We start from the raw sequence: 23,203 nt of genomic DNA on the forward strand, positions 1-23,203 counted from the left end.
AATCGATGCGGTTGCGCGAAGTTGCGCATGATTTTCACCTGGCTGTCACCAAAGCAGGATAACCTGCTGGCAGGTGACGCGGCGCATGGCGGAGCCTAAGAGCAGAGCCATGCCAAAACGACACGCCCCGGGGCTGCCCAGCCGCCAGCAAATCCTCGATTTCATCGCCTCCAGCGAAACTCCGGCCGGCAAGCGGGAGATCGCACGCGCTTTTGGCCTGCATGCGCAGGACAAGATCCTGTTGAAAGGGCTGCTGAAGGATATGGCGGATGAAGGGCTGATCGACAGCGCGCCGGGCCGTGCGTTCCACAAGATGGGCGGCGTGCCGAAGGTGACGGTGCTGCGGATCGTGGACGTGACCGATGAGGGCGTGCCGATCGCGGTGCCGGAAAATTGGGACAGCGACCAGCCGCCGCCGCGGTTGCGCGTGATGGCGCGCGGGAAACGCGCGCCGCTGGGGCCGGGCGACCGGATCCTGTCGCGGACCGAAGAGGCGGGATCGGGATGGCTGGCGCATCCCATGAAGACGCTGGCGCGCGGCGAGGAGCAGGTGCTGGGCGTGCTGCGGCGCGAGGGCGATCGGTTGTGGTTGAAGCCGGTCGACAAGCGCGAGAAGCGCGACTGGCCGGTGTCGGACGCGGGCGAGGCCGATGCCGGTGACCTTGTGCTGGCGGAAAAGACCGGGCGTCCGCCGCGGATGACGGTGCGCGTGACCGACCGGCTGGGCGATCCGTTCGCGCCGCGCAGCTTCAGCCTGGTCGCGATTCACAAATTCGGCATTCCGGACGTGTTTTCGGAGGATGTGCTGGCGGAGGCGACCGCCGCGGCCGCACTGCCGATCGGGGAAGGGCGTGAGGATCTGCGCCACCTGCCGATCGTGGCGATCGATCCGGTCGATGCGCGCGATCATGACGATGCGGTGTGGGCGACGCCCGACGATGATCCCGGCAATGTCGGCGGATATCGCGCCATCGTCGCGATCGCCGACGTGGCTTATTATGTCCGCGCCGGTTCCGATCTGGACCGATCGGCGCGCAAGCGCGGCAACAGCGTCTATTTCCCCGATCGCGTCGTGCCGATGCTGCCAGAAATCCTGTCGGCCGATGTCTGTTCGTTGAAGGAAGGCGTCGATCGTGCGGCGCTGGTCTGTCACCTGCGCGTCGCGTCGGACGGCACGCTGAAGGGGTGGCATTTCACGCGCGCGCTGGTTCGGATCGCGGCGAACATCGCGTATGAGGATGCGCAGGCAGCGATCGACGGCGAGCCTGGGCGGGTGTCGCCGGAACTGGTGGACGGCGCGCTGAACCCGCTTTGGGCGTGCTGGCGCCTGTTCGCGGGTGCGCGCGATCGGCGGGCGCCGCTCGATCTCGACTTGCCGGAACGCCGGGTCGTGCTGGACGAAACCGGACGGATCGCGTCGGTGGCGCCGCGGGAACGGCTCGATTCGATGCGGCTGATCGAGGAATATATGATCGCGGCCAACGTCGCGGCGGCCAAGGCGCTGGAGGCGAAGAAGGCGCCGGTCATGTACCGCGACCATGAGCCGCCAAGCCGGGAGAAGCTGGTCGCGCTGAAGGAATATCTGGATACGTTCGGTGTGTCGTTCGCGCTGGGACAGGTGGTGAAACCGGCGACGTTCAACCATCTGCTCGATCGGATCGACGATCCCGCGATCCGGCCGCAGGTGATGGAGCAGATCCTGCGATCGCAGACGCAGGCCTATTATGCGCCGGCCAATACCGGCCATTTCGGACTGGCGCTGGGCAGTTATGCGCATTTCACCAGCCCGATCCGGCGCTATGCCGATCTGCTCGTCCACCGATCGCTGGTCGGGGCGTACGGGCTAGCGCCGGCGGTGCCGGAGACGCGCCTGCCGGTGGCCGATGCCGAGCGGATGACGGAGCTGGGCGAGGCGATCAGCCGGACCGAGCGCCGCGCGATGGAGGCGGAGCGCGAGACAGTCGATCGCTATGTCGCGGCCTATCTGGCGCGGTTCGTGGGGAAGGTGGTGGAAACCCGGATCACCGGCGTGCGCCCGTTCGGCTTCTTCGCGACGGTTCAGGACATTGGCGGCGACGGGCTGGTGCCGGTGTCGACGCTGGGCAGCGAGTATTTCCATTATGACGAAGCCGCGCAGGCGCTGGTCGGCGAGGAGAGCGGCGATCGCTATGTCAGCGGGCAGCTGCTGAAATTGCGGCTGGTGGAATCCGATCCGATCAGCGGTGCGCTCCGGTTCGAACCCGTCGCAGGCGCGAGCCACCGTCCGCCGCTACGGGCGGGACGGTCCGAACGGCCGAGGATGGGGCGCCCGGGCCGACCGCGCAACATTCGGCATCAGGGAAAACGCTGACGCCTGCACCGGTCGTCATAGGCGATATCCGTATCGAGACCCTGCACCCCCTTCGCCGACGCGGAGGGGGTTTTTATTTTTCCGGGACAAAATCAGCCTATTTACAGCTTTTCTTAAAAGCGTAGCCTTCATGTCATCAAGATGTAACACAAATGGAGGGTGTCATGATTCGTTTGCTCGGAGGTGCGTTGTTGCTGTCGGTGGCGGGGGCCGCACTGGCCGCGGATCCGGTCGCGTTTCAGGCGATCGCCGCAAAGGATCTGACCGGCGCTGCGCGGCAGCTGGAAACGGAACTGGCGGCGGGATCGAACGAGCCCGGCGTGCTGCTGAACCTGGCGCATGTCTATCGCCAGACGGCGCGCGACGTGGATGCCGACGCGCTGTATCGGCGCGTGCTGGCGACCCCGAACGTCCAGATGGCGACGCCGGACGGCAATCCGGCGTGGTCGCATACGCTGGCCAAGCGCGCACTGGCGCGTAATGCACAGTTTGCCGCACGCTGAGCACGGTTTGTCGCCACAGCCGATGGGCAGGGGGTGAAGCAGGCTTTTGTTAACCCGTCTTGGACATTTTTCCGTATCCAGAATGGATAGGGGGTGTCGATGCGCTGGTCGAGTCTGCTGTTCCTGTCGGGTTTGCTGTCGGCGGCGGCCGTTCAGGCCGAGGTGACCGGCGAGACGGTTGGGGAATGTGTGCCCTTTGCCCGCGCGATGTCGGGCATCCAGTTGTACGGCGATGCGTGGACATGGTGGACGCAGGCGGACGGGCGCTATGCGCGTGGCAACCGGCCGAAGGTCGGCGCCGTGCTGGTGTTTCGCCCGATCGGCGCGATGCGGCTGGGCCATGTCGCGGTGGTAAGCCAGGTGGTGGGTCCGCGCGTGGTGATGGTCACGCACAGCAATTGGTCGCGGATCGGCGGAACGCGCGGGCAGGTCGAGCGCGACGTGACAGTCACCGACATATCGGACCAGGGCGACTGGAGCCGAGTGCGCGTGTGGTATCACCAGGACGACGCGCTCGGTGGATCGGGCTATCCCACGTTCGGGTTCATCTATGGCGCGTCGGTATCCGACGCCGTCCGAACCGCGGCTCCGTCGCCGAAACTGAGTGGTCCGTCACCCGACATCATCGGTGCGGTGATCGACTCGATCGGGTGAAGGCCGGCGGCGGACTTACCGAACGATGACGTCGCGGTGCATCGGGGCCAGCATGGCGAGCAACCGGTTCTGGGCACCGAACGGCACCCCCTCCGCCCGCATCGCCGCCTGAAGATTTTCGACCAGCGCGTTGAAATCCTTTTGCTGGATACCAAGGTCCTTGTGGCTGCTCTTCATGTCGCGGCCGGAATAGTGGCAGCCTGCACCGACGACATAGCAGAGATGTTCGAACAGTGTGCGGCGCAATCGGACCAGATCCTGCCCCTTGAAGATGTCCCCGATCCGCGGATCGGCCATGTTGCGATCGACCAGGCCATCGACGATGCGGCGGATGCCTGGCTGGCCGTGGAATGCCGCGACCAGCGCGGGGTCGGTCGCGGGCCGCGCGCCGGCGTTGGTGTCCGCCTGCACAAAAGGTGCGACCGGATCCTCGCCGGGCGCGACAGCCGGTACGGCCTGGAGCGCGAGCAGCAATGGCGCGAACATCATCAGAATCTTCCCCTCAGCGACAGGAACAGGCTGCGCTGCTTCTTGAAGGTCGCGATCGATCCCAGGTCGGCATAGGCGACGGTGGCGGTGATGTTGCGGCTGACCGCATAGGCCGCGAACATGTCGCCCCAATCCTGTTCCTTCGCGAACCGAAGATTGTCCGGCTTGGTGCGATATTCGGCGCCGATCACGAGCCGCGGCGACAGCATGACGCCGGCCGATGTCTCGATCTGCGCGCGGTAGCCGGGCCTCTTGTCACCGCCAAAGCCCAGCAGCCCGCCCTGGTTGGCCTTGGTCATGCGCAGCGTGGCATTCAGCAGCACCCCGCGTTTCAGAACCAATTTGGTCGCGGCGACATAATAATCGGTGCCGGTGTCGGATCTGGCCCCCAGCGCCGCGACGAGCGCGGACCGGTTGGCACGCTTGCGCTGCACGCCGACGGCGATCTGGGGAAGGGCGGTGTCCTGATCATAGACCAGATTGCCGATCAACCGGACCTTCGCTCCGAAAACATCCTGCGCGATGCGGTATCCGCGACCGAGCCCGAGTGCGGTTCCCGCCTTGTCCGTATCCAGCGACTGGCGGGCGTAGGAAAGCTCGACCCGGTCGAACAGGCCGGTGGCGATGCCCTGGCTCCGCAACGTGAAATCGGGCGCCAGCACGGCGGTGGCATGGACCGTTCCGCCAATGCCGTTCCGGGTTTCGGCTCCGGCGATCGTCGCCCAGGTCGCGATCCCGCCGCCGGCGGATCCCTCGATCGCCGTCACGCCGTCGGTCAGCAGCATCCGGCCGCCGCCGCGGCGATCATTGGCGTGCGCCGGCGCCGCGACCAGCATCATGGCCATCAGGAAAGAGAGGATCAGACGTAGCATCCAGTCGGCTGGTAGCGCCGAAAGTTTAACGACCCGTTATCCATGCGGCGTCGGCGGGACTTAACCCAATGTTCAAGATCGGCTGTCAGACCGCTAGCATGCGATCCATGTCCTGTCTCCTGCTGCTCCTGTTGCCGGTCCCCGCAATTGCGGCGGATGCTCGGCTGACGATCACCGATCCGGGCGGGCGACCGCTGGCCGACGCGGTGGTCAGCGCCTATCCCGCCGGGGCGCCGAAGGCGGTGCTCCGCGCGGCCGGCCCGTACCGGGTCGCGCAGCAGGACGTGCAGTTCAAGCCGGGCGTGCTGATCGTGCCGGTCGGCGCGAGCGTCGCCTTTCCCAATCTCGATCGGGTGCGGCACCATGTCTATTCCTTCTCGCCCGTCAAACGTTTCGAGCTGAAGCTATATGGTCGGGACGAAAGCCACAGCATCGTGTTCGACAAGCCGGGGACGGTGGCGCTTGGATGCAACATCCATGACGGCATGTCGGGGTTCGTGCGGGTAGTCGACACGCCTTTCGCGGGCAAATCCGCCGCGAACGGCGCGGTGCTGCTGACGGGCCTGGCCCCCGGCACGGTGCGGCTGCGCCTGTGGCATCCCCGCCTGAAAGGGCGCGGGAACGAACTGGAGATCCAGGTCGCGGTTCCGCCGGGCGGCCTGACGCAAACGCTGGCGATTCCGGTGCGGGCGGAATGATCCCGCGCTTCACGCTGCTGCGCACGCGGCTGACGCTGGCATTTGCCGGCATGTTCGCGGTGGTGCTGTTCGTGGCGGGGCTGACTTTGCAGGTCGCGATTTCGCGCACTGCGGAAAAGAGCGTGGCGCATGACCTGAGCGGTGGCGTGGTGGTGTTCGACCGGCTGTGGACGCTGCGATCGGATCAGTTGCGGCAGGCGGCCGCCATGCTGGCGCAGGATTATGGATTCCGGGCCGCGGCGGCGACGGGCGACACCGCGACAACCGAGTCGGCGCTGCATAATCTGCGCAAGCGGATCGGCATCCCGGCCGCGTTCCTGCTGACAGTCGACGGGCAGGTCGTGGGCCTGAACGCGACGGATGCGCGATCGGCAGCGCTGCTGAGCGACCGCCTGGATGACGGAAAATCCGAAGGTATCGTGCAGATCGGCGACGCGCTGTATCAGGCGGTGGCGACACCGGTTCGGGCACCGACCCTGATCGGCTGGGCGGTGTTCGCGGTGCGGCTGGACGGCCGCGCGATGCAGTCGCTGACCAAATTGTCGGCGATCCCCTTCGATGCCAGCGTCGTCCGGCGCGATGCCCATGGGCTGTGGCGGAGTGGTGGAGCGGCAGTTGTGCCGGAACTGGCGGCGGCGCTGACCCCGCTGGACGGGCGCCGTAGCGCGACGCTGGCGCTGGATACGGCGCGCGGCCGGACGCTGACGCGGGTGGAGCCGCTGGCCGGTTTCGATCCCGCCCGCCCGGCGTTGCTGGTCCTGCAATATCCGTTGGATGCGGCGCTGGCCGTGTATCGCCCGCTTGAATATCTGCTGTGGGGGATCGGCCTGATCGGGCTGGCTGCGGTCGCGCTGGGCACCGCGCGGCTGTCGAAATCGATCACGCGGCCGATCGCGGTGCTGGACAATGCCGTGCGCCGGCTGGAGTCTGGCGACGCGGTGCAGGTGGAGATCCGATCGGGCGACGAGATCGAACGGCTGGCCGGCAGCTTCAACCGCATGGTCGCCGCGATCGGCGAACGCGAGCGCAAGATCAGCCATCTGGCGTTCCACGATCCGTTGACCGGACTGCCCAACCGCGCGCTGTTGCGCACGCAGGTCGACGAATTGCTGCGCCGCAGCCTGCATCAGGGGCGCGAAGTGGCGGTGTTCGCGCTCGACCTCGATGATTTCAAGGGGATCAACGACTCGCTTGGCCATCTGGTGGGCGACGCGGTGCTGACGCGGCTTGCCGCGATCATGACGGAGGTTGCCGGCAACGCCTTCGTCGCGCGGCTGGGCGGAGACGAGTTTTCGATCCTGCTGGAATGTGGCGGGCGGCAGGCACCTGAGGCGCTGGCCCGGGCGTTGCTGGACCGGCTGTCGCGCCCCATCGAGGTGGAGGGCCATAGCGTGCCGGTCGGCACCAGCATCGGCATCGCCATGGCGCCCGGCGACGGGAGCGATTCCAGTACCTTGCTGAAGAATGCCGATCTGGCGCTGTACCGCGCGAAGGCGGAGGGACGCGCGACGTTTCGCTATTTCGAGGCGGGGATGGACGCCGCCGCGCGGGCGCGCCGCGTGCTGGAAGCCGACCTGCGCCAGGCGTTGCAGGAGGGCGCGTTCGAACTCCATTATCAGCCGTTGTTCGACCTCAGCAGCAACCGGGTGACCGCGTTCGAGGCGCTGGTGCGGTGGCGGCATCCGGTCCGCGGGCTGGTGTCGCCGATCGAGTTCATTCCGGTCGCGGAGGAAACCGGGCTGATCGTGCCACTGGGCGAGTGGGTGATCCGCCAGGCGACGCGCGAGGCCGCGACCTGGCCCGCGCCGGTGCGGATTGCCGTGAATGTCTCGCCGATCCAGTTCGGCAGCCCCGGACTGCTCGCCACGCTGGTCGACGCGCTGGCGCGATCGGGGCTGGAACCCGGCCGGCTGGAGGTGGAGATCACCGAGTCGATCTTCCTGGCGGACAGCGGGACGACGCTGGCGACGCTGCACAGCCTGCGCAGCCTGGGCGTGCGGATCGCGCTGGACGATTTCGGAACGGGGTTTTCCAGCCTGAGCTATCTGCGCAGTTTTCCGTTCGACAAGATCAAGATCGACCGGTCGTTCATCACCGACCTGTTGAAAGGGCACGAGAATATCGCGATCGTGCGCGCGATCACGCATCTGGCGCGCGCGATGGGGATGGAAACCACGGCCGAAGGCGTGGAGGATCCCGAACAACTCGCGGCGTTGCGGCTGGAGGGGTGCACCAATGTCCAGGGCTTCCTGTTCAGCCGCCCGGTGCCAGCCAGTCAGGTGATCGGACTGTTCGAGATGAGCCAGGCGCCCGAACGCAAGGTGGCGTAGCGAACCGGCGTCCGGCGGCCGTCAGCGGATTCCGCGACCAATGCGATCCCAGCGCGTTGCACGCCACCAGGAGCGTGGCGAATGCCACCGCCCACTGCCGTCCGTCGACCATAGCAAGACGGTGGCGCGGCCGAGCAGCCGGTCCGCAGGGATCATGCCGAGACCGCCATCGTCCCGTGCCAGCCGGCTGTCGGCGCTCTCGTCACGATTGTCGCCCATCAGGAAAAGGCTGTCCGCCGGCACGCGTCGTTCCGCCATCCGGTCGCGCGCGGTGATGCCGCCGTCCAGAACCGGGTGGGGCGCCAGCCCAGGCAGGGTTTCGGCATAGCGGTGGTAGCGGCAGCCGTCGGGCGTGATCCCGACCCCGCCGCAGCGATCGTCCGGTCCGGTCGGCATCACGAAATCGCCGATCCTGAGCCGGGGCAGCGGCCGACCGTTCAGCGACACCGCACCGGCGTCGAGCGCGATGCGGTCGCCGGGCAGGCCGATGACCCGTTTCACGACGTTGCGATCATCATCGCGGATCACCACGACATCGCCGCGCGCCGGCAGCGCCCCCGCCAGCCGCCCGGCGAACAGCGGCGCGCCGCCGATCAGGCCGTAGCGCGACCAGCCATAGGGCCATTTCGCCACCAGCAGATAGTCGCCCGGCCACAGCCCCGGCAGCATCGATACGCTGGGGATCGCGAACAGCCCGAAGGCGACGCTGCGCACCAGCCAGCCCGTGACGAACAGCGTCGCCAACAGACGCAGTGTTTTCAACAGGCTGGTGCGCGACATGCGGCATGCGATGCCGCTGCGATCGGCCAGAGGTCAAGCCGGGCCGCCATTTTCCGCCGAGAAGAGGCATGACGTGGCCCCGACCGCAGGATATGGCGCGCGCGGACCCCCTGATCATGGAGCTTCAGCATGACCGACGCCACCGCCACCCCCGCCGCCGCATGGGACGCGTTGCGGGCCGTGCCGACGCCGCGGCTGACCGACCTGTTCACCGCGGAGCCCGATCGCCTGTCGCGGATGGTGATCGAGGAAGCGGGACTGCGCTTCGATTTTGCGAAGACGCATCTGACGCAGGCGACGCTGGCGGCGTTCCTCGACCTGGCGACGGCGCAGGATTTCGCGGCCAGGCGCGACGCCCTGTTCGCGGGTGCGGCGGTCAACGGCAGCGAGGGCCGCGCGGCGGAGCATGTCGCCGAGCGCGGGCAGGGCGCGCCCGACAGCGTGGCGGCGGCGCGCGCCCTGCATGCGCGGATGCGCGGGCTGATCGACGCGATCGAGGCGGAGGCGATCGGGCCGTTCCGGCACGTCCTGCATATCGGGATCGGCGGATCGGCGCTGGGGCCGGACCTGTTGATCGATGCGCTGGGCGACGATGCCGGGCGCTATGACGTCGCGGTGGTGTCCAACGTCGACGGACTGGCGCTGGAGCGCGTGTTCCGGCGGTTCGATCCGGCGGCCACGCTGATCGTGATCGCGTCCAAGACGTTCACGACCACGGAGACCATGCTGAACGCCGCCAGTGCGCTGTCGTGGCTGGCGGAGCATGATGTCGAGGATCCTTACGGCCAGGTCATCGCGCTGACGGCGGCGCCGGACAAGGCCGTGGAATGGGGCGTCGACGAAACCCGGGTGCTGCCGTTCGCGGAGAGCGTCGGTGGGCGCTATTCGCTGTGGTCGTCGATCGGGTTTCCGGCCGCGCTGGCGCTGGGCTGGGATGCGTTCGAAACGATGCTGGAAGGCGCGGCGGCGATGGATCGCCATTTCCGGCTGGCGGAGCCGCTGGCGAATGCGCCGCTGCTCGCCGCCTTTTCCGACCTGTATTATGCGGTCGTCCGCGGGGCGGAGACGCGCGCGGTGTTCGCCTATGACGAACGGCTGGCGTTGCTGCCAAGCTATCTGCAGCAGCTTGAGATGGAGTCGAACGGCAAGCGCGTGACATCCACCGGTGCGCCGCTCGAAGTGCCCAGCGCGCCGATCACCTGGGGCGGGGTCGGCACCGATGCACAGCATGCGGTGTTCCAATTGCTGCACCAGGGCACGCATCTCGTTCCGGTCGAGTTCGTCGCGGTGATCGAGCCCGGCGACGCGCTGGACGAGGCGCATCATCATGCGTTGCTGGTCAATTGTTTCGCGCAGGGCGCGGCGCTGATGGCGGGGCAGGCGCATGACGATCCGCAGCGCGCCTATCCGGGTGACCGGCCGTCGACCACGATCCTGCTCGACCGGCTCGATCCGGCCCGGCTGGGCGCGCTGCTCGCCTTCTACGAACAGCGGACCTTTGCGAATGCCGCGCTGCTGGGCATCAATCCGTTCGATCAATGGGGGGTGGAACTGGGCAAGGCGATCGCCCGGTCGATCGCCGAGGAAGGAACGGAGCGGTTCGATCCGTCGACCCGCGCGCTGATCGCACGCGCGCTGGGGTGACGGGACGCCCCTACTCGTCATCCCGGCGGAGGGCGGGATCTCCCTTGGGCTTGGGGTCAGTTCTTCACCGAAGGAAGATCCCGGCCTGCGCCGGGATTACGGCGGGTGTGGAAGGAACATATGAGTAGTTTTCCGAAGGCCGCGCCCCATCTACGAACCCTATCGAATCTCCGGAGCCCGGCATGCCGCATTACGACTATGATCTCTTTGTTATCGGCGGCGGTTCCGGAGGAGTGCGGGCGTCCCGCGTGGCCGCGGCTTACGGCGCGAAGGTCGCGCTGGCGGAGGAATATCGCGTCGGCGGCACCTGCGTCATCCGCGGCTGCGTGCCGAAGAAGCTGCTGATCTACGGCGCGCATTTTGCCGAGGATCTGGCGGATGCAAAGGCGTTCGGATGGGATGTGCCGGATTGCCGGTTCGACTGGATCCGGCTGCGCGACGCGGTGCTGGCCGATGTGACGCGGCTGGAGGGACTGTATACCAACACGCTGGAAAACAACGACGTCACGTTATTTCATGAGCGCGCGACCGTCACCGGGCCGCATGGCGTAAGGCTGGCGTCCGGGCGCGAGATCAGCGTCGAGCGTATCCTGATCGCGACCGGTGCCTGGCCGGACGTGCCGACGTTTCCGGGGTCCGAACATGGCATCACGTCGAACGAGGTGTTTCACCTGGATGCGGTGCCGCGCCGCATGATGATCGCGGGCGCGGGCTATATCGCCAATGAATTCGCCGGCATTTTCCACCAGTTCGGATCGCATGTGACGATGGTCAACCGGTCGGACGTGATCCTGCGCGGCTATGACGCGCAGATCCGCGACCGGCTGCTGCATATTTCGACGGTGAAGGGGATCGATTTCAAGTTCCACGCCGCGTTCGAGAAGGTCGAGAAACAAGCCGACGGATCGTTGAAGGTGTTCATGACCAACCATGACCCGATCGACGCCGACGTGCTGATGTTCGCCACCGGGCGGCGTCCGCATACCCAAGGGCTGGGGCTGGAGGAAGCGGGCGTGATGCTGGGCGACCGCGGCGCGATCATCGTCGATGACGACAACCGGTCGAACGTGCCGAGCATCTATGCGGTCGGCGACGTCACCGATCGCGTGCAACTGACCCCGATCGCGATCCGCGAAGGGCAGGCGTTTGCGGATTCGGTGTATGGCGGCAAGCCGCACCGCGTCGATTACCACAATATCCCGAGCGCGGTGTTCAGCCATCCGCCGATCGCTGCGGTCGGGATGACCGAGGCGGAGGTCCGCAACCGCTACGGTTCGGCCAAGGTCTACACATCCGATTTCCGGCCGATGAAGAACGTCCTGGCCGGCCGCAACGAACGCGCGCTGTACAAGATGGTCTGCCATCCGGAAACCGAGGTCGTGCTGGGGCTGCACATGATCGGGCCGGACGCGCCCGAAATCCTGCAGGCTGCGGCGGTGGCGGTGAAGGCAGGCCTGACCAAGCGCGCGTTCGACGACACCGTCGCGCTGCACCCGTCGATGGCGGAGGAACTGGTGCTGTTCAAATAAGGGGGGAGGCGCCGTTCATATCGCCGCTGCCCGAACAGGAGGGCCGAGCCGGTTCCTGAAGATATTACGGCCCCTCGTCCTCAGGCGGTATGTCATCGTCCCGCGGCGGCGGGAGCGGCGCGAAATCGTCGCTGCGTCGCGGTGACGGCGGTGCGCGGTCGGGCGCGGGCGTGAGGGTCAGCCCCTCGTCGTCGACACCGATCGTAACGTCGCCGATCGTGATGGGTGGAATGGTGATGTTGTCGAGATCGGGAAGGGAATCCTGCGCCGGCGGTTCCGGGCGTTTTGGCGCTTCGCGCACCAACGGCGCGCTGCCGATCGCGCTGGCCATGAAATCGCGCCAGATCCGCGCTGGCAGGCCGCCGCCCGCGACGCCCTGCAACGGCGTGTTGTCGTCGCGGCCGATCCAGACGCCGGTGACGATATCGCCGGCAAAGCCGATGAAGATCGCGTCGCGGTTGTTCTGCGTCGTACCGGTTTTCCCGAACACCTGCGTGCGGAGCGCCGCGTTGCGGCCGGTGCCCTGATTGACGGTGGCGGAGAGCAGATCGAGCAGCATCTTGTGGCGATCGCTGCCGAAATTGCTCTGCCGGTCCCACAGCCTGTCGAACCAGCTGCGTTCTTCGGTCGGCAGGCCATGCGGCTTCACCGGATAGGCATTGTCGGCGATCGCCGCGAACGCCGACGTCAGTTCCAGCAGCGTCATGCCCGATGTGCCGAGCGCCAGGCTGGGATCGGTGCGCAGCGGGCTGGTAACGCCCAGGTCGCGCGCGGCACGGATCACCTTGTCGCGGCCGATCTTCTCCTGCAACCGCACCGCGGCGACGTTGCTGGACCGCGCGAATGCCTCGCGCAGGGTGATATCGCCGCGATAGCGCTTGTCGCTGTTGGCGGGGGACCAGCCGTCGACCGTCAGCGGACGATCGGAAATCCGGTCGTCCGGGGTCATGCCGGCGCGGAGCGCGGCCAGATAGACGAACAGCTTGAACGTCGATCCGGGTTGTCGCCGCGCCTGCGTCGCGCGGTTGAAGCTGCTGTCGCCATAGTCACGGCCGCCGATCATCGCGACGACCTCGCCATCGGGGCGCATCGCAACCAGCGCGACCTGCGCCCCGGCCAGCGGTGCGCGGTTGATCGCGCGGATCGCGGCGCGCTGGATTCGATCGTCCAGCGTGGTCTGCACCGTCTGTTCGGCATAGACCATGCCGGCGCGGTCGCGCGCCTGCGGCATCGCCCAGTCCGCGAAATAGGTGCCGGTCGGCAAGCTGCCGACGGTACGGACATGCAGCCGCGCGGGGCGGACGCGCGCACGGGTCCGGGCATCGATGAAGCCGGCCTCCGCCATCGCCTGCACCACCAGTTTCTGGCGCGCGCGGGCGCCCGCCAGGTTCGTGGTCGGCGCCAGTCGTGACGGCGCCTTCATCAACCCAGCCAGCATCGCCGATTCACCGATGTTCAGCTGTTCCGGGCGCTTGTCGAAATTATGGCGGGCGGCGGCGCGCAGCCCGTAGACATTGTCACCGAAGTAGACGTTCGACAGATAGCGCGACAGGATCTCGTCCTTGCTCAGCCACGCCTCCAGCCAGAAGGCGATCATCACCTCGCGCAGCTTGCGTGCGGCGGTGCGATCCGAATCCAGGAACGCGACCTTGGCGAGCTGCTGCGTGATCGTGCTGCCACCCTCGCGTACGCCGCCGGCGCGCAGATTGTGCCATGCCGCGCGGGCGATGCCGTAGGGATCGATGCCGAGATGGCTGCGGAAGCGGCGGTCCTCGATCGCCATGAACGCCTCGCCGACATGCGGGGGCAGACGGGTGACGTCGACGGGAGCCGCGATCACCGCGCCGCGCCGCGCGATGGCGGTGCCGTTCGCCGACAGCAAGGTGACGCTGGGCGGCGCGATCGGGCGCAGCGATTTCGACAGTGGGGCGGTGATCGCCAACCAGCCGATCAGCAACAGGAACAGCAAAAGGATGCCGCCCACCACGCGTCGCCAGCCGAGCCAAGATGGCCAGCGGCGGCGACGCGGCGGAACCGGGGTGAGGACGGAGGCAGCGGGCCAGACCCGGGGATCGATCCCCCGGCGGGAGGGATCACCGGGTTCGATCGGGGTCAGGTCCATATCGGTGTTCTATAGAGGCAATACGCCGGGTGGGCGAGGGGGTTTCTTCCGGTATCCCTCTCCCGGAGGGAGAGGGTCAAAAATCACCGTACCCGTGGACCGCCGAAGGGCAGCGGCGGGGGTGGGCGGCGATCGCGGCGGGGAAGCTGCGCCTGATAGGCGACCGAGCAATGATCCAGGCAGTAGGGAAAACCCGGATTGATCGGCTTGCCGCAGAAATGGAAATCGGGCTCGCCCGGATGTCCCAGCGGCCATTTGCAGATCTTGTCGTTCAGATCGAGCAACCCGGTCTTGCCGGCAATATCGGCCGACGGCTTGGCCGGGACCAGCCGGCGCGGGGGGGCCGGGGTTGCGGGTGGTTGCTGATCACCCGGACCCTGGCGCAGAAAGCCGCCGGGACCGACCGAACGGATCACCGGGTGCGGCGTGGACACCGGCATCGACGAAATCGGGGTGTCGATCTCCCGGATGTGATGCGTCGGCGTGGCGGCGACGGGCGGCACCGTGTCTGCGCCGCCGTCATCCTCATCCACGTCGAACGGGGCCGGTTCCGCCGCGCGTGGCGGCGTCGGCTGTGCCACCGGGGCCGGGCGGGGCGGGGTTGACGCCGGCGCTTGCGGCGCGGCGGCGGCCACAGGGGCGGGTGCAGCCGGGGCGGCGGCCACGGCTGTGGGCTCTGCGGCCGGCTGCGGCTGTGCCTGCGGTTGGCTCGACCGGACCGGCGACGGGCGCGATTGCAGGCCAAGCCGGTGCGCCTTGCCGATCACGGCGTTGCGGCTGACGCCGCCCAGTTCCTCGGCGATCTGGCTGGCGGTGTTGCCGGCTTCCCAGAGCTTTCTGAGCTGCTCGATGCGCTCGTCGGTCCAGGCCATGGTCGTTCTGCTCCTTGCCGGGGGCCGGGTCCGGCGCTAGGCAAAAAGCCATGACACCGACCGAACAGCCGCCCAAAATGACTCTGTCCCCACCGGGCGTACCGGTCATCCCGTTCGTCAACTGGGGGGGAATGCGAGCCCTCTATGTGAAGGAGGTGCGCCGTTTCTTCAAGGTGCAACTGCAGACGATCTGGGCGCCCGCGATCACGACCCTGCTGTTCCTGGTGATCTTCACGGTCGCGCTTGGGGGTGGCGAGCGCACGGTGCTGGGCCGGCCATTCGCGACCTTCGTGGCACCCGGGCTGATCGTGATGGGCATGATGCAGAATGCGTTCGCCAATGCCAGCTTCTCGCTGCTGGTCGGCAAGATGCAGGGGACGATCGTCGATTATCTGATGCCGCCGCTGTCGACGGGCGAACTGGTCGCCGGGCTGGTGGGGGCGGCAGTATCGCGCGCGGTGCTGGTCGGGTTTGCGGTGTGGCTGGCGATGGCGTTCTGGCCGGGGGTGGAGATCGTCCCGCGGCATCCGCTGGCGGTGCTGTGGTTCGGGCTGCTCGGCGCATCGATGCTGGGCTTCCTGGGACTGCTGACCTCGATCTGGGCCGACAAGTTCGATCATGCGGCCGCGGTCACCAACTTCGTCGTTGCGCCGCTGTCGCTGCTGTCCGGCACCTTCTATTCGATCGAGAGCCTGCACGGCGTGTTCCGGTCGCTCAGCCACCTCAACCCGTTCTTCTACGTCATCTCCGGGTTCCGCTACGGCTTCATCGGCACCACCGATTCGCCGCTGCTCGTCGGCGGGCTGGTGCTGCTGGGCGTGAACATCGTGCTGGGCACGCTTTGTTACACGCTGATCCGGCGCGGGTGGCGATTGAAGAGCTGAATGGAGGCGATCGGAGTGGGCCTTGGGTTGGTGATGCAAAAATCAAAAGTTTTGCATCGACCCAAAGGCGCAAGCGGTCGGTCGGCCGTACCCACTAGCGGACATCAGGTGGCTCGCTACAACACGGGGAATGTCATACAAAGGCGTCAATTATGAACCCCTCTACCGATGGGGTTATTGTCGGGCAATCGCAGTTTTCGTAGCTGTGATCGCGATTTTCCAGCCTTTTGCAAAACCACCCCCGCCCAATTCTAGAGCTTACGGATGTTACGTCGCAGATACCGCGCCATCGATCCGGCTCGATAAGAACGGCATGAATATCCTGCAAAAAGGTTTTCCACGTATCGCTTTTCATCTTGAACGCCACAAGACTGCGATAACCCTTACTGCCGACGCGCCTATCCAAGCAGATTGGTCGGGTAACAGATACATTTACTCAATGTATCATCCGGGTGATGGCTGGTATATTGACTTTCAGCATGTCGTAGATGGCAAAAGGTATGGGGAATTTGATGAAAATCAGCTTTCGATGTTTGCAATGCTAGCCCGAAACGGCGATGATATTATTTACAGCAAAGCTCCCCAGCTAAATGCAAGGACGGATAGGGCTGCGGTTTACAACGCTCGCTTTCCACCACTTTTCCGCGCTCGCGATGCGAAACTTACAAGTTCTGCATCGCACAATGGTCCTCGAAACGCCTGCCTCATCACGATGCAGAAATCCGATGCGGTTTGGTCAACCGATCAGGTCGGCATCGCCGGATGGCATTGTCCTCAGTAGGCCCCCGCCGGCCGCCACCTCAACCCTCCCCAAAGCGCTTTCACCCACGGCGCTCCCTTGTTATAGCGATACGCAGGCGGCCCCGTCATCGGTCGCCTTTTTGCGTTTCCGGAGCTGTTTCTAATCTACTAGATTTGCTGAATGGAGTACCCTGCCATGCCGATCACCCCGTTGATGCCCGTCTATCCGCGGTGTGGCGTGCGTCCGGTGCGCGGGGAGGGATCCTATCTGATCGGGGAGCAGGGCGAACGCTATCTGGACTTCGCCAGCGGCATCGCGGTCAACCTGCTGGGGCATGGCCACCCGCATCTGACGGCGAAGCTGCAGGAGCAGGTGGCGACGCTGATGCATGTCTCCAATCTCTATGGATCGCCGCAGGGCGAGGCGCTGGCGCAGCGGCTGGTGGACCATAGCTTCGCCGATACGGTGTTCTTCACCAATTCGGGCGCGGAGGCCGTGGAGTGCGCGATCAAGACCGCGCGCCGCTATCATTTCGCGAATGGCCAGCCCGAGCGGACCACGCTGATCACGTTCAAGAATGCGTTTCACGGCCGGACGCTGGGCACGATCAGCGCGACCGATCAGGAGAAGATGCGCGGCGGGTTCGAGCCGCTGCTGCCCGGCTTCGGCTATGCGCCGTTCAACGATCTTGCCGCGGCCGAGGCGCTGATCGATGACAGCACCGCCGGCTTCCTGGTCGAACCGATCCAGGGTGAGGGCGGCATCCGCCCGGCATCGCCGGAGTTCCTGCAGGGGCTGCGCCGGATCTGCGACGAACGCGGCCTGCTGCTGGTGCTGGACGAGGTACAGTGCGGGGTGGGGCGGACCGGCACGCTCTATGCCCATGAACAATATGGCGTGACGCCCGACATCATGGCGACCGCGAAGGGGATCGGTGGCGGCTTTCCGCTGGGCGCATGCCTCGCGACCGAGGAAGCGGCCAAGGGCATGGTGATCGGCACGCACGGATCGACCTATGGCGGCAATCCGCTGGCGATGGCAGCGGGCAATGCGGTGCTGGACGTGATCCTGGAACCGGGGTTCCTGGATCAGGTGAAGGCGACCGGCGAACGGCTGCGCGGCGCGCTGGAACAGATGATCCCGAACCATGACGCGCTGTTCGAGGGCGTGCGGGGCATGGGATTGATGCTGGGCCTGAAGATGAAGACCGACAGCCGCCGGTTCGTGGCGCATCTGCGCGATCATCATCATGTCCTGACCGTGGCGGCAGGCGAGAATGTCGTGCGCGTGCTGCCGCCGCTCAACATCGAACAGGCGCAGATCGACGAGTTCGTGGCGAAGGTTTCGGAGGCGGCCCGCCTCTATGTGCCGCCCGCCGACGAATAGGGCACCGCCGCGGAGCCGGTGGGCGACGGCGCGAACCGACCGGCGATATGGGATGATGCCGGGCGGCCTTGGGGAGTGACAGCGTGACGAAGACCCGTAATTTCATCGACCTGACCGATGCCGGCGCGGACGCGATCGCCGCGATGCTGGGCGATGCGCTGGACCGCAAGACCGCGCGCGACGGTTGGCCGAAGGGAAAGGCGGATGCCGATGCGCCGCTGGCCGGTCATACGCTGGCGATGATCTTCGAGAAGAATTCGACGCGAACCCGGGTATCGTTCGACATGGCGATGCGCCAGCTGGGCGGCACCACGATCGTGATGGATGCCGGCACGATGCAGCTGGGCCGGGGCGAGAGCGTGGCCGATACCGCGCGCGTGCTCAGCCGCTATGTCGATGCGATCATGATCCGTACGGATGATCATGAAAAGGTTCAGGAAATGGCGCGTCATGCCAGCGTGCCGGTCATCAACGGCCTGACCGATCATAGCCATCCGTGTCAGGTGATGGCCGATATGCTGACCGTGCTCGACCGGTCCGGACGCCTGGCGGGAACGACATGGGCGTGGCTGGGCGATGGCAACAACATGCTGCATTCGATCATCGAAGCCGGCAGCCTGATGCAGTTCGAGGTGCGCGCCGCCTGTCCGGAGGGCTATGATCCGTCGCCGGTGGTGGTGGCGGATGCCTGGGCGCGGGGCAGCCGGTTCGCGGTCGATCGCGATGCCGCCCATGCCGTGCGCGGTGCCGATGTCGTCGTGACCGATACCTGGATTTCGATGGGGCAGGATCATGCCGCCGAAAAGCTGGCGGCGATGATGCCCTATCAGGTCGACGCGGCGCTGATGGCGGCGGCCGCCCCGCAGGCGCTGTTCCTCCATTGCCTGCCCGCGCATCGCGGCGAGGAAGTGGTGAACGCCGTGATCGACGGTCCGCAATCGGCGATCTGGGACGAGGCCGAAAATCGCCTGCATGCGCAGAAGGCGGTGCTGCTATGGTGTTTCGGAAAGATCTGACCGGTCGGGTGGCCGGGTCCTGCCCGAAGGGCAGGGGCTTTAGAAACATCACCGCCTTCCTATCTCTGCGCAAACAGCAGACAGGATAAAGACTCTTGGCCAGCCGCTACGAAGGCCCGACCCCGCCGGCGCCCGAACATCTGGACGAGGCATTGGGCTTCGTCATTCCCGGGCGGCATGCGCGCGGGCGCGTGGTGCGGCTGGGGCCCGCGCTCGATTCGATCCTGAGCCGCCATGCCTATCCGCCCGCGATCGAACGCGTGCTGGCGGAGGCGCTGACGCTGACCGCGCTGTTGGGGTCGTTGCTGAAGGATGCGGCCGGGCAATTGACGTTGCAGGCGCAGACCGAGGGTGGCGTGATCGACCTGCTGGTCTGCGATTATCGCGCGGGCGTGATGCGCGGCTATGTCCGCCACGATGCCGACCGGCTGGCGGAAATGCCGGTCGATCCGTCGCTGTTCGCGCTGTTCGGCCCGGGGTATCTGGCGATCACGTTCGATCAGGTGACATCGGGCGAACGCTATCAGGGGATCGTCCCGCTGGAGGGCGGATCGCTGGCGGAGGCGGCGGAAAACTATTTCGCGCAGTCCGAGCAGATCCCCAGCCTCGTGCGGCTCAGCATCACCGGCAATGCCCGCGACGGGCATGTCGCGGGCGGGCTGATGTTGCAGCATCTTCCGGAAGGAGAGGAGGGGCGCGACCGTATCCATACCCGGCTGGACCATCCGGAATGGGAGCATGTCGCGACGCTGGCCGCGACGTTGAAGCCGGCCGAACTGTCCGACGTCACGCTGCCGCTGACCGACATTGTATGGCGGCTGTTCCATGAGGAGCCCGAGGTGCGCGTGCTGCCAACCGCTAGCCTGGCGCGGGGATGCCGTTGCAATCCGGAGCATTTCCGCGACGTGCTGGCGCGGTTTCCGGAGGAGGAGCGCGTGACGATGGCGGATGACGACGGCGTGATCGGGGTGGAGTGCGAATTCTGTTCGAGCAAATACGGGATCACGCTCGACAGTCTGGCCGCGGCGGATCGCGGATGATGGGGGATGCCACCCTGTCTCATTCACGCTCCGTAAACGGAAGCGCGGCTAACAGGGACGGGTCGTGTCGGGCACGACTCCTAAGACGGCTTCCCCGAGCCGGCCTGGGCCGCCTCCCCGCCGAGGCGGCCCTTTCTTGTTGCGCCGTCGGGCGTGGCGGAATAGCGCGCACCGCATGAGCGAGAGCATGAACGATCCGAACGCCGCCGTCGTGCTGTTGTCGGGCGGCCTCGATTCGATGGTGGTCGCCGGACTGGTCCGCGAACGTGGTCATCCGATCTATGCGCTGACCATCGATTACAACCAACGTCACCGGATCGAGCTGGCGGCGGCGGCGCGGGTGGCGGCGGCGGTCGGCGCGGTCCGCCACGTCATCCTGCCCATCGACCTGACGCAGTTCGGCGGATCGGCGCTGACCGCCGATATCGCGGTGCCGAAGGCGGGGGTGCAGCCGGGGATTCCGATCACCTATGTGCCGGCGCGCAACACGATCTTCCTGTCACTGGCGCTTGGCTGGGCGGAGGCGGCGGGCGCACGCGACCTGTTCGTCGGGATCAATGCGCTCGATTATTCGGGCTATCCGGATTGTCGCCCCGAATTTGTCGACGCGTTCGAGGCGATGGCGAATGTCGCGACCAAGGCGGGCGTCGAAGGCGACCGGTTCCATATCCATGCGCCGTTGCTGGCGTTGGGCAAGGCAGACATTGCGCGGGAGGCGAATCGGCTGGGGCTGGACTGTGGGATGAGCTGGTCCTGCTATGATCCGACACCCGACGAGCGGCATTGCGGCCGTTGCGACAGCTGCCGGTTGCGCGCCAAGGGCTTCGTCGATGCGGGGCTGGCCGATCCGACGCGCTATGCCGAACAGCCCGCATGAGCGGCTATGCCGTCAAGGAGATGTTCCTGACCCTGCAGGGGGAGGGCATGCAGGCGGGTCGGCGTGCGGTGTTCCTGCGCTTTGCCGGCTGCAACCTGTGGTCGGGGCGGGAACAGGATCGCGCAACCGCCGCCTGTGATTTCTGTGATACGGATTTCGTGGGGACGGACGGCGATGGTGGCGGAAAGTTTGCCGATGCCGACACGCTGGCGCAGCAGGTTCGCGCGGTGTGGGACACATGGATGGAGGATCCGGTCGACCCCGCGTTCGTGGTCATCACCGGCGGTGAGCCGATGCTGCAGCTGGATACCCGCCTGGTCGATGCGCTGCACGCGCGCGGGTTCGAGATTGCGGTCGAAAGCAACGGCACCTTGCCTGCCACCGCCGGAATTGACTGGCTGTGCATCAGTCCCAAGCGGGGAACCGAGATCGTCCAGCGCACAGGCGATGAACTGAAACTGGTGTGGCCGCAGCCGGGGGTCGATTATGCCGCGATGGAGGACTGGGATTTTCGCCATTGGCTGATCCAGCCGATGGACAATCCATCCCGGCAGGACAATATCGCCGCCGCGATCAAGTTCGTGATCCTGCACCCGAAGTGGCGGCTGTCGACGCAGGTCCACAAGAGCCTGGGGCTGCGCTGAGCCCCGCGTCCACCATGCTCGACAGCGTCTGTATCGCGGGATAGCATCCCATGTTCAGACCAAGGAGCCGGTGCAATGCGCGATTCCAACGCGACCCGCGTGGTGGCGATCCTTCCGTGCAACGACCTGGATGCGGCCGAGGCCTGGTGGAACCGCCTGGGTTTCTCGCGCCCCGCGGATCAGGGGTATGACGCATATCGCATGCTGGCCGATGGCGCAGGCGGGGAGATCCATCTCAACCAGGCGGTCGCGGGATGGGTGGTGCCGCACCATAATCCGTTCGGCGTGTACCTCTATACCCCGGAGGTCGATGCGCTGGCGGCGCGGATGCGGGACGCGATCATCGAACCATCCAAGGCGCCGGAACACAAGGCATGGGGTATGTACGAATGCGCGCTGAACGGCCCGGACGACGTGCTGGTGCGGATCGGATGGCCCAGCCAGCAGGTCGAACGCTGACGCCCGGCGCCCACCTTCAGCCGGTCGGGCCGCCGGCGCCGCCCGCTACTTGCCCGGCGGACCGGCCAGCCGCCGCCTGCGTCAGGTTCCAGGTCTGGATGCACTTCTTTACCAGTTCGTTCCGCTTGTTCCAGCATTTGGTGTCAAGCGGTGGGGTCGGCAGGCTGGCAAAGGTCATGCGCGGGATCACGAACATCGCGTCGCCCATCGGGACCAAACTGTTGCGGAATTCGCGCATCCGGGTTTCCGCGGTTTCGTGCAGGGTTCCGCGCATCCGGCCGATCGCGTCGCGCCCGATGGCGGCCGCCGTTTCGCAGAAGCCAAGCTGCGCATGCAGCGTGGAAAAGCCATTATAGGTGCGCGTCGTATATTGATCGAGCGCGGTCTGCCATCCCTTCGCCCCGGTCCGCTTGAAATAGTCGGAAATCACGGTGTAGGCAGCATTCAGTTCCGCATCATGCTGTTTCAGCAAGGTATTATAATTCTTCACGGCCGCCAGCGTCGGCGCGAACTGGCATTGCAGCGCCGCGACGTTGAGCCCGGCCCGCATGTTCCAGAGCAGGTGCGCGCTATATTCCCGTGGCGTCGCCCCCGGCAGGGGCAGGCCGATCCCGGGTTCGTCGCCGCGCACGGGCCCGCCGGCGAAGTTGGGCGGTGTCCAGAAGAGGTAAGAGGCCGAGGCCGCTGTCGGCGCAAGGCCGATCCCGAGCAGGGCGAGCATACCGGCGAACAGAGGCCGGCGGAAAAGACGGACGATCATGACACAACCCCAACGCTAACCGCGTACAGATTAAGCATGTTTGCGCCGTCCCACAAAGGGATTCGACGGTGCCGATCGCACGCGGACCGCAGCCGGTCGGATGCGGTGCATCGAACCGCGACGGTCCCGGACAAAGAAAAGGCCGCCCGGTTTCCCGGACGGCCGTTTCCGCATTCCTTCCGAAGAAGAAATTACATCGCGTTCGACGCGTTGCCCATGCTCATGTCGTTCGACATGGCGTTGTCGGACATGTTGCCCATCGCGCCATTGTCCATGGCGGCGTTGTCGCCGGTCATGGCGCCGTCAACGGCGGTCACGTCGTTCATGGTGCCGTCGGTCGGCTCCATGGAGTTCATTTCGGTCATGTTGGTGTCGGTGGTGTTCGCCGTTTCGCTACCGCCGCAAGCGGAAACGAGCAGCGCCGCGCCCATGATCATCGAACCGGTCATCAGCTTTGAGAAATTACGCATGTCGGGACTCCCTAGATAATCCGATCTGGTTTGGGTCTAGCCCTTCATACCCAAATCGCTTCCGTCATTAGCCGTTCTGCAA

Annotated in this window: 22 protein-coding genes; 15 read left to right on the plus strand and 7 right to left on the minus strand. The window is 66.2% G+C overall.

The annotated features are described in order from the left end of the window. Positions 1-109: 109 nt before the first annotated feature. The 3 genes from VF649_RS08040 (at position 110) to VF649_RS08050 (ending at position 3,507) form a co-directional block, all read left to right on the plus strand. Positions 110-2,350, plus strand: a complete 2,241-nt coding sequence (locus VF649_RS08040) for a VacB/RNase II family 3'-5' exoribonuclease (protein WP_331011442.1) — start codon at positions 110-112, stop codon at positions 2,348-2,350. Positions 2,351-2,514: 164 nt separating this feature from the next. After that, the gene (locus tag VF649_RS08045) at positions 2,515-2,853 is read left to right on the plus strand and encodes a tetratricopeptide repeat protein (protein WP_331011443.1); all 339 of its coding nucleotides are present in this window, start codon (positions 2,515-2,517) and stop codon (positions 2,851-2,853) included. Between the two features lie 99 nt (positions 2,854-2,952). Further along, positions 2,953-3,507, plus strand: coding sequence for a CHAP domain-containing protein (locus VF649_RS08050; protein WP_331011444.1), 555 nt, complete (start codon positions 2,953-2,955; stop codon positions 3,505-3,507). Between the two features lie 15 nt (positions 3,508-3,522). On the opposite strand, the gene VF649_RS08055 is transcribed toward VF649_RS08050, so the two are convergent. Then, on the minus strand, positions 3,523-3,996 hold the full coding sequence (locus VF649_RS08055; protein WP_331011445.1) for a group 1 truncated hemoglobin: 474 nt from the start codon (positions 3,994-3,996) through the stop codon (positions 3,523-3,525). Then, a complete protein-coding gene (locus VF649_RS08060) occupies positions 3,996-4,841 on the minus strand; it encodes a DUF3034 family protein (RefSeq protein WP_331011446.1) in 846 nt (281 codons plus the stop codon). Before VF649_RS08060 ends, VF649_RS08055 begins: the two co-directional genes overlap by 1 nt. 134 nt (positions 4,842-4,975) lie before the next feature. On the opposite strand from VF649_RS08060, the gene VF649_RS08065 reads away from it, so the two are divergent. Further along, the gene (locus VF649_RS08065; protein WP_331011447.1) at positions 4,976-5,566 is read left to right on the plus strand and encodes a methylamine utilization protein; all 591 of its coding nucleotides are present in this window, start codon (positions 4,976-4,978) and stop codon (positions 5,564-5,566) included. Next, positions 5,563-7,896: a putative bifunctional diguanylate cyclase/phosphodiesterase gene (locus tag VF649_RS08070; protein WP_331011448.1), complete on the plus strand. Its 2,334-nt coding sequence runs from the start codon at positions 5,563-5,565 to the stop codon at positions 7,894-7,896. The genes VF649_RS08065 and VF649_RS08070 overlap by 4 nt, the downstream gene beginning before the upstream one ends. A gap of 21 nt (positions 7,897-7,917) precedes the next feature. Here VF649_RS08070 and lepB read toward each other — a convergent pair whose 3' ends face one another. Further along, positions 7,918-8,676 carry a signal peptidase I gene (gene lepB, locus VF649_RS08075; RefSeq protein ID WP_331011449.1) on the minus strand — a complete coding sequence of 253 codons (759 nt, stop codon included), beginning with the start codon at positions 8,674-8,676 and terminating at the stop codon, positions 7,918-7,920. A gap of 129 nt (positions 8,677-8,805) precedes the next feature. Here lepB and pgi point away from each other — a divergent pair, with 129 nt between their 5' ends. After that, positions 8,806-10,320 (plus strand): glucose-6-phosphate isomerase, encoded by a 1,515-nt coding sequence (gene pgi, locus VF649_RS08080; RefSeq protein ID WP_331011450.1) that lies wholly within the window; start codon positions 8,806-8,808, stop codon positions 10,318-10,320. A 182-nt stretch (positions 10,321-10,502) separates the two neighbouring features. Next, positions 10,503-11,849 carry a glutathione-disulfide reductase gene (gorA, locus tag VF649_RS08085; RefSeq protein ID WP_331011451.1) on the plus strand — a complete coding sequence of 449 codons (1,347 nt, stop codon included), beginning with the start codon at positions 10,503-10,505 and terminating at the stop codon, positions 11,847-11,849. A gap of 64 nt (positions 11,850-11,913) precedes the next feature. Here the strand turns inward: gorA and VF649_RS08090 are convergent, their stop codons facing one another. Together VF649_RS08090 and VF649_RS08095 are read right to left on the minus strand one after the other, a co-directional pair. Continuing rightward, complete coding sequence (locus tag VF649_RS08090; protein WP_414713649.1) at positions 11,914-13,971, minus strand: transglycosylase domain-containing protein; 2,058 nt, start codon at positions 13,969-13,971, stop codon at positions 11,914-11,916. 83 nt (positions 13,972-14,054) lie between these two features. Continuing rightward, positions 14,055-14,843 (minus strand): GcrA family cell cycle regulator, encoded by a 789-nt coding sequence (locus VF649_RS08095; protein WP_331011453.1) that lies wholly within the window; start codon positions 14,841-14,843, stop codon positions 14,055-14,057. Positions 14,844-14,893: 50 nt separating this feature from the next. Here VF649_RS08095 and VF649_RS08100 point away from each other — a divergent pair, with 50 nt between their 5' ends. The 8 genes from VF649_RS08100 to VF649_RS08135 all read left to right on the plus strand — a co-directional run bounded on the left by VF649_RS08100 (position 14,894) and on the right by VF649_RS08135 (position 21,891). Continuing rightward, on the plus strand, positions 14,894-15,727 hold the full coding sequence (locus VF649_RS08100) for an ABC transporter permease (protein ID WP_414713650.1): 834 nt from the start codon (positions 14,894-14,896) through the stop codon (positions 15,725-15,727). A 313-nt stretch (positions 15,728-16,040) separates the two neighbouring features. Continuing rightward, positions 16,041-16,508, plus strand: coding sequence for a hypothetical protein (locus VF649_RS08105; RefSeq protein ID WP_331011455.1), 468 nt, complete (start codon positions 16,041-16,043; stop codon positions 16,506-16,508). Positions 16,509-16,664: 156 nt separating this feature from the next. Next, entirely contained in the window at positions 16,665-17,855 is a 1,191-nt protein-coding gene (locus VF649_RS08110) for an aspartate aminotransferase family protein (RefSeq protein ID WP_331011456.1), read from the plus strand. Positions 17,856-17,938: 83 nt separating this feature from the next. Next, complete coding sequence (argF, locus tag VF649_RS08115; RefSeq protein WP_331011457.1) at positions 17,939-18,871, plus strand: ornithine carbamoyltransferase; 933 nt, start codon at positions 17,939-17,941, stop codon at positions 18,869-18,871. A gap of 95 nt (positions 18,872-18,966) precedes the next feature. Then, on the plus strand, positions 18,967-19,911 hold the full coding sequence (locus tag VF649_RS08120; protein ID WP_331011458.1) for an Hsp33 family molecular chaperone HslO: 945 nt from the start codon (positions 18,967-18,969) through the stop codon (positions 19,909-19,911). 187 nt (positions 19,912-20,098) lie between these two features. Next, complete coding sequence (queC, locus tag VF649_RS08125; protein ID WP_414713651.1) at positions 20,099-20,788, plus strand: 7-cyano-7-deazaguanine synthase QueC; 690 nt, start codon at positions 20,099-20,101, stop codon at positions 20,786-20,788. After that, positions 20,785-21,432: a 7-carboxy-7-deazaguanine synthase gene (gene queE / locus VF649_RS08130; protein ID WP_331011460.1), complete on the plus strand. Its 648-nt coding sequence runs from the start codon at positions 20,785-20,787 to the stop codon at positions 21,430-21,432. The genes queC and queE overlap by 4 nt, the downstream gene beginning before the upstream one ends. 75 nt (positions 21,433-21,507) lie before the next feature. Continuing rightward, the gene (locus VF649_RS08135; protein ID WP_331011461.1) at positions 21,508-21,891 is read left to right on the plus strand and encodes a VOC family protein; all 384 of its coding nucleotides are present in this window, start codon (positions 21,508-21,510) and stop codon (positions 21,889-21,891) included. Positions 21,892-21,907: 16 nt separating this feature from the next. Here VF649_RS08135 and VF649_RS08140 read toward each other — a convergent pair whose 3' ends face one another. Then, the gene (locus tag VF649_RS08140; RefSeq protein WP_331011462.1) at positions 21,908-22,651 is read right to left on the minus strand and encodes a hypothetical protein; all 744 of its coding nucleotides are present in this window, start codon (positions 22,649-22,651) and stop codon (positions 21,908-21,910) included. Positions 22,652-22,842: 191 nt separating this feature from the next. Beyond that, positions 22,843-23,100: a hypothetical protein gene (locus VF649_RS08145; RefSeq protein WP_331011463.1), complete on the minus strand. Its 258-nt coding sequence runs from the start codon at positions 23,098-23,100 to the stop codon at positions 22,843-22,845. Between the last annotated feature and the right edge of the window lie 103 nt (positions 23,101-23,203).

Source organism: Sphingomonas sp. (genome assembly GCF_036387535.1).
Classification (GTDB): domain Bacteria; phylum Pseudomonadota; class Alphaproteobacteria; order Sphingomonadales; family Sphingomonadaceae; genus Sphingomonas_R.

Bases quoted from the DNA above. Each gene is read 5' to 3' on its own strand.
- VF649_RS08040 (WP_331011442.1), top strand. From the start codon at position 110: ATGCCAAAACGACACGCCCCGGGGCTGCCCAGCCGCCAGCAAATCCTC.
- VF649_RS08045 (WP_331011443.1), top strand. From the start codon at position 2,515: ATGATTCGTTTGCTCGGAGGTGCGTTGTTGCTGTCGGTGGCGGGGGCC.
- VF649_RS08050 (WP_331011444.1), top strand. From the start codon at position 2,953: ATGCGCTGGTCGAGTCTGCTGTTCCTGTCGGGTTTGCTGTCGGCGGCG.
- VF649_RS08055 (WP_331011445.1), bottom strand. From the start codon at position 3,996: ATGATGTTCGCGCCATTGCTGCTCGCGCTCCAGGCCGTACCGGCTGTC.
- VF649_RS08060 (WP_331011446.1), bottom strand. From the start codon at position 4,841: ATGGCCATGATGCTGGTCGCGGCGCCGGCGCACGCCAATGATCGCCGC.
- VF649_RS08065 (WP_331011447.1), top strand. From the start codon at position 4,976: ATGTCCTGTCTCCTGCTGCTCCTGTTGCCGGTCCCCGCAATTGCGGCG.
- VF649_RS08070 (WP_331011448.1), top strand. From the start codon at position 5,563: ATGATCCCGCGCTTCACGCTGCTGCGCACGCGGCTGACGCTGGCATTT.
- lepB (WP_331011449.1), bottom strand. From the start codon at position 8,676: ATGTCGCGCACCAGCCTGTTGAAAACACTGCGTCTGTTGGCGACGCTG.
- pgi (WP_331011450.1), top strand. From the start codon at position 8,806: ATGACCGACGCCACCGCCACCCCCGCCGCCGCATGGGACGCGTTGCGG.
- gorA (WP_331011451.1), top strand. From the start codon at position 10,503: ATGCCGCATTACGACTATGATCTCTTTGTTATCGGCGGCGGTTCCGGA.
- VF649_RS08090 (WP_414713649.1), bottom strand. From the start codon at position 13,971: ATGGACCTGACCCCGATCGAACCCGGTGATCCCTCCCGCCGGGGGATC.
- VF649_RS08095 (WP_331011453.1), bottom strand. From the start codon at position 14,843: ATGGCCTGGACCGACGAGCGCATCGAGCAGCTCAGAAAGCTCTGGGAA.
- VF649_RS08100 (WP_414713650.1), top strand. From the start codon at position 14,894: ATGACACCGACCGAACAGCCGCCCAAAATGACTCTGTCCCCACCGGGC.
- VF649_RS08105 (WP_331011455.1), top strand. From the start codon at position 16,041: ATGAATATCCTGCAAAAAGGTTTTCCACGTATCGCTTTTCATCTTGAA.
- VF649_RS08110 (WP_331011456.1), top strand. From the start codon at position 16,665: ATGCCGATCACCCCGTTGATGCCCGTCTATCCGCGGTGTGGCGTGCGT.
- queC (WP_414713651.1), top strand. From the start codon at position 20,099: ATGAACGATCCGAACGCCGCCGTCGTGCTGTTGTCGGGCGGCCTCGAT.
- queE (WP_331011460.1), top strand. From the start codon at position 20,785: ATGAGCGGCTATGCCGTCAAGGAGATGTTCCTGACCCTGCAGGGGGAG.
- VF649_RS08135 (WP_331011461.1), top strand. From the start codon at position 21,508: ATGCGCGATTCCAACGCGACCCGCGTGGTGGCGATCCTTCCGTGCAAC.
- VF649_RS08140 (WP_331011462.1), bottom strand. From the start codon at position 22,651: ATGATCGTCCGTCTTTTCCGCCGGCCTCTGTTCGCCGGTATGCTCGCC.
- VF649_RS08145 (WP_331011463.1), bottom strand. From the start codon at position 23,100: ATGACCGGTTCGATGATCATGGGCGCGGCGCTGCTCGTTTCCGCTTGC.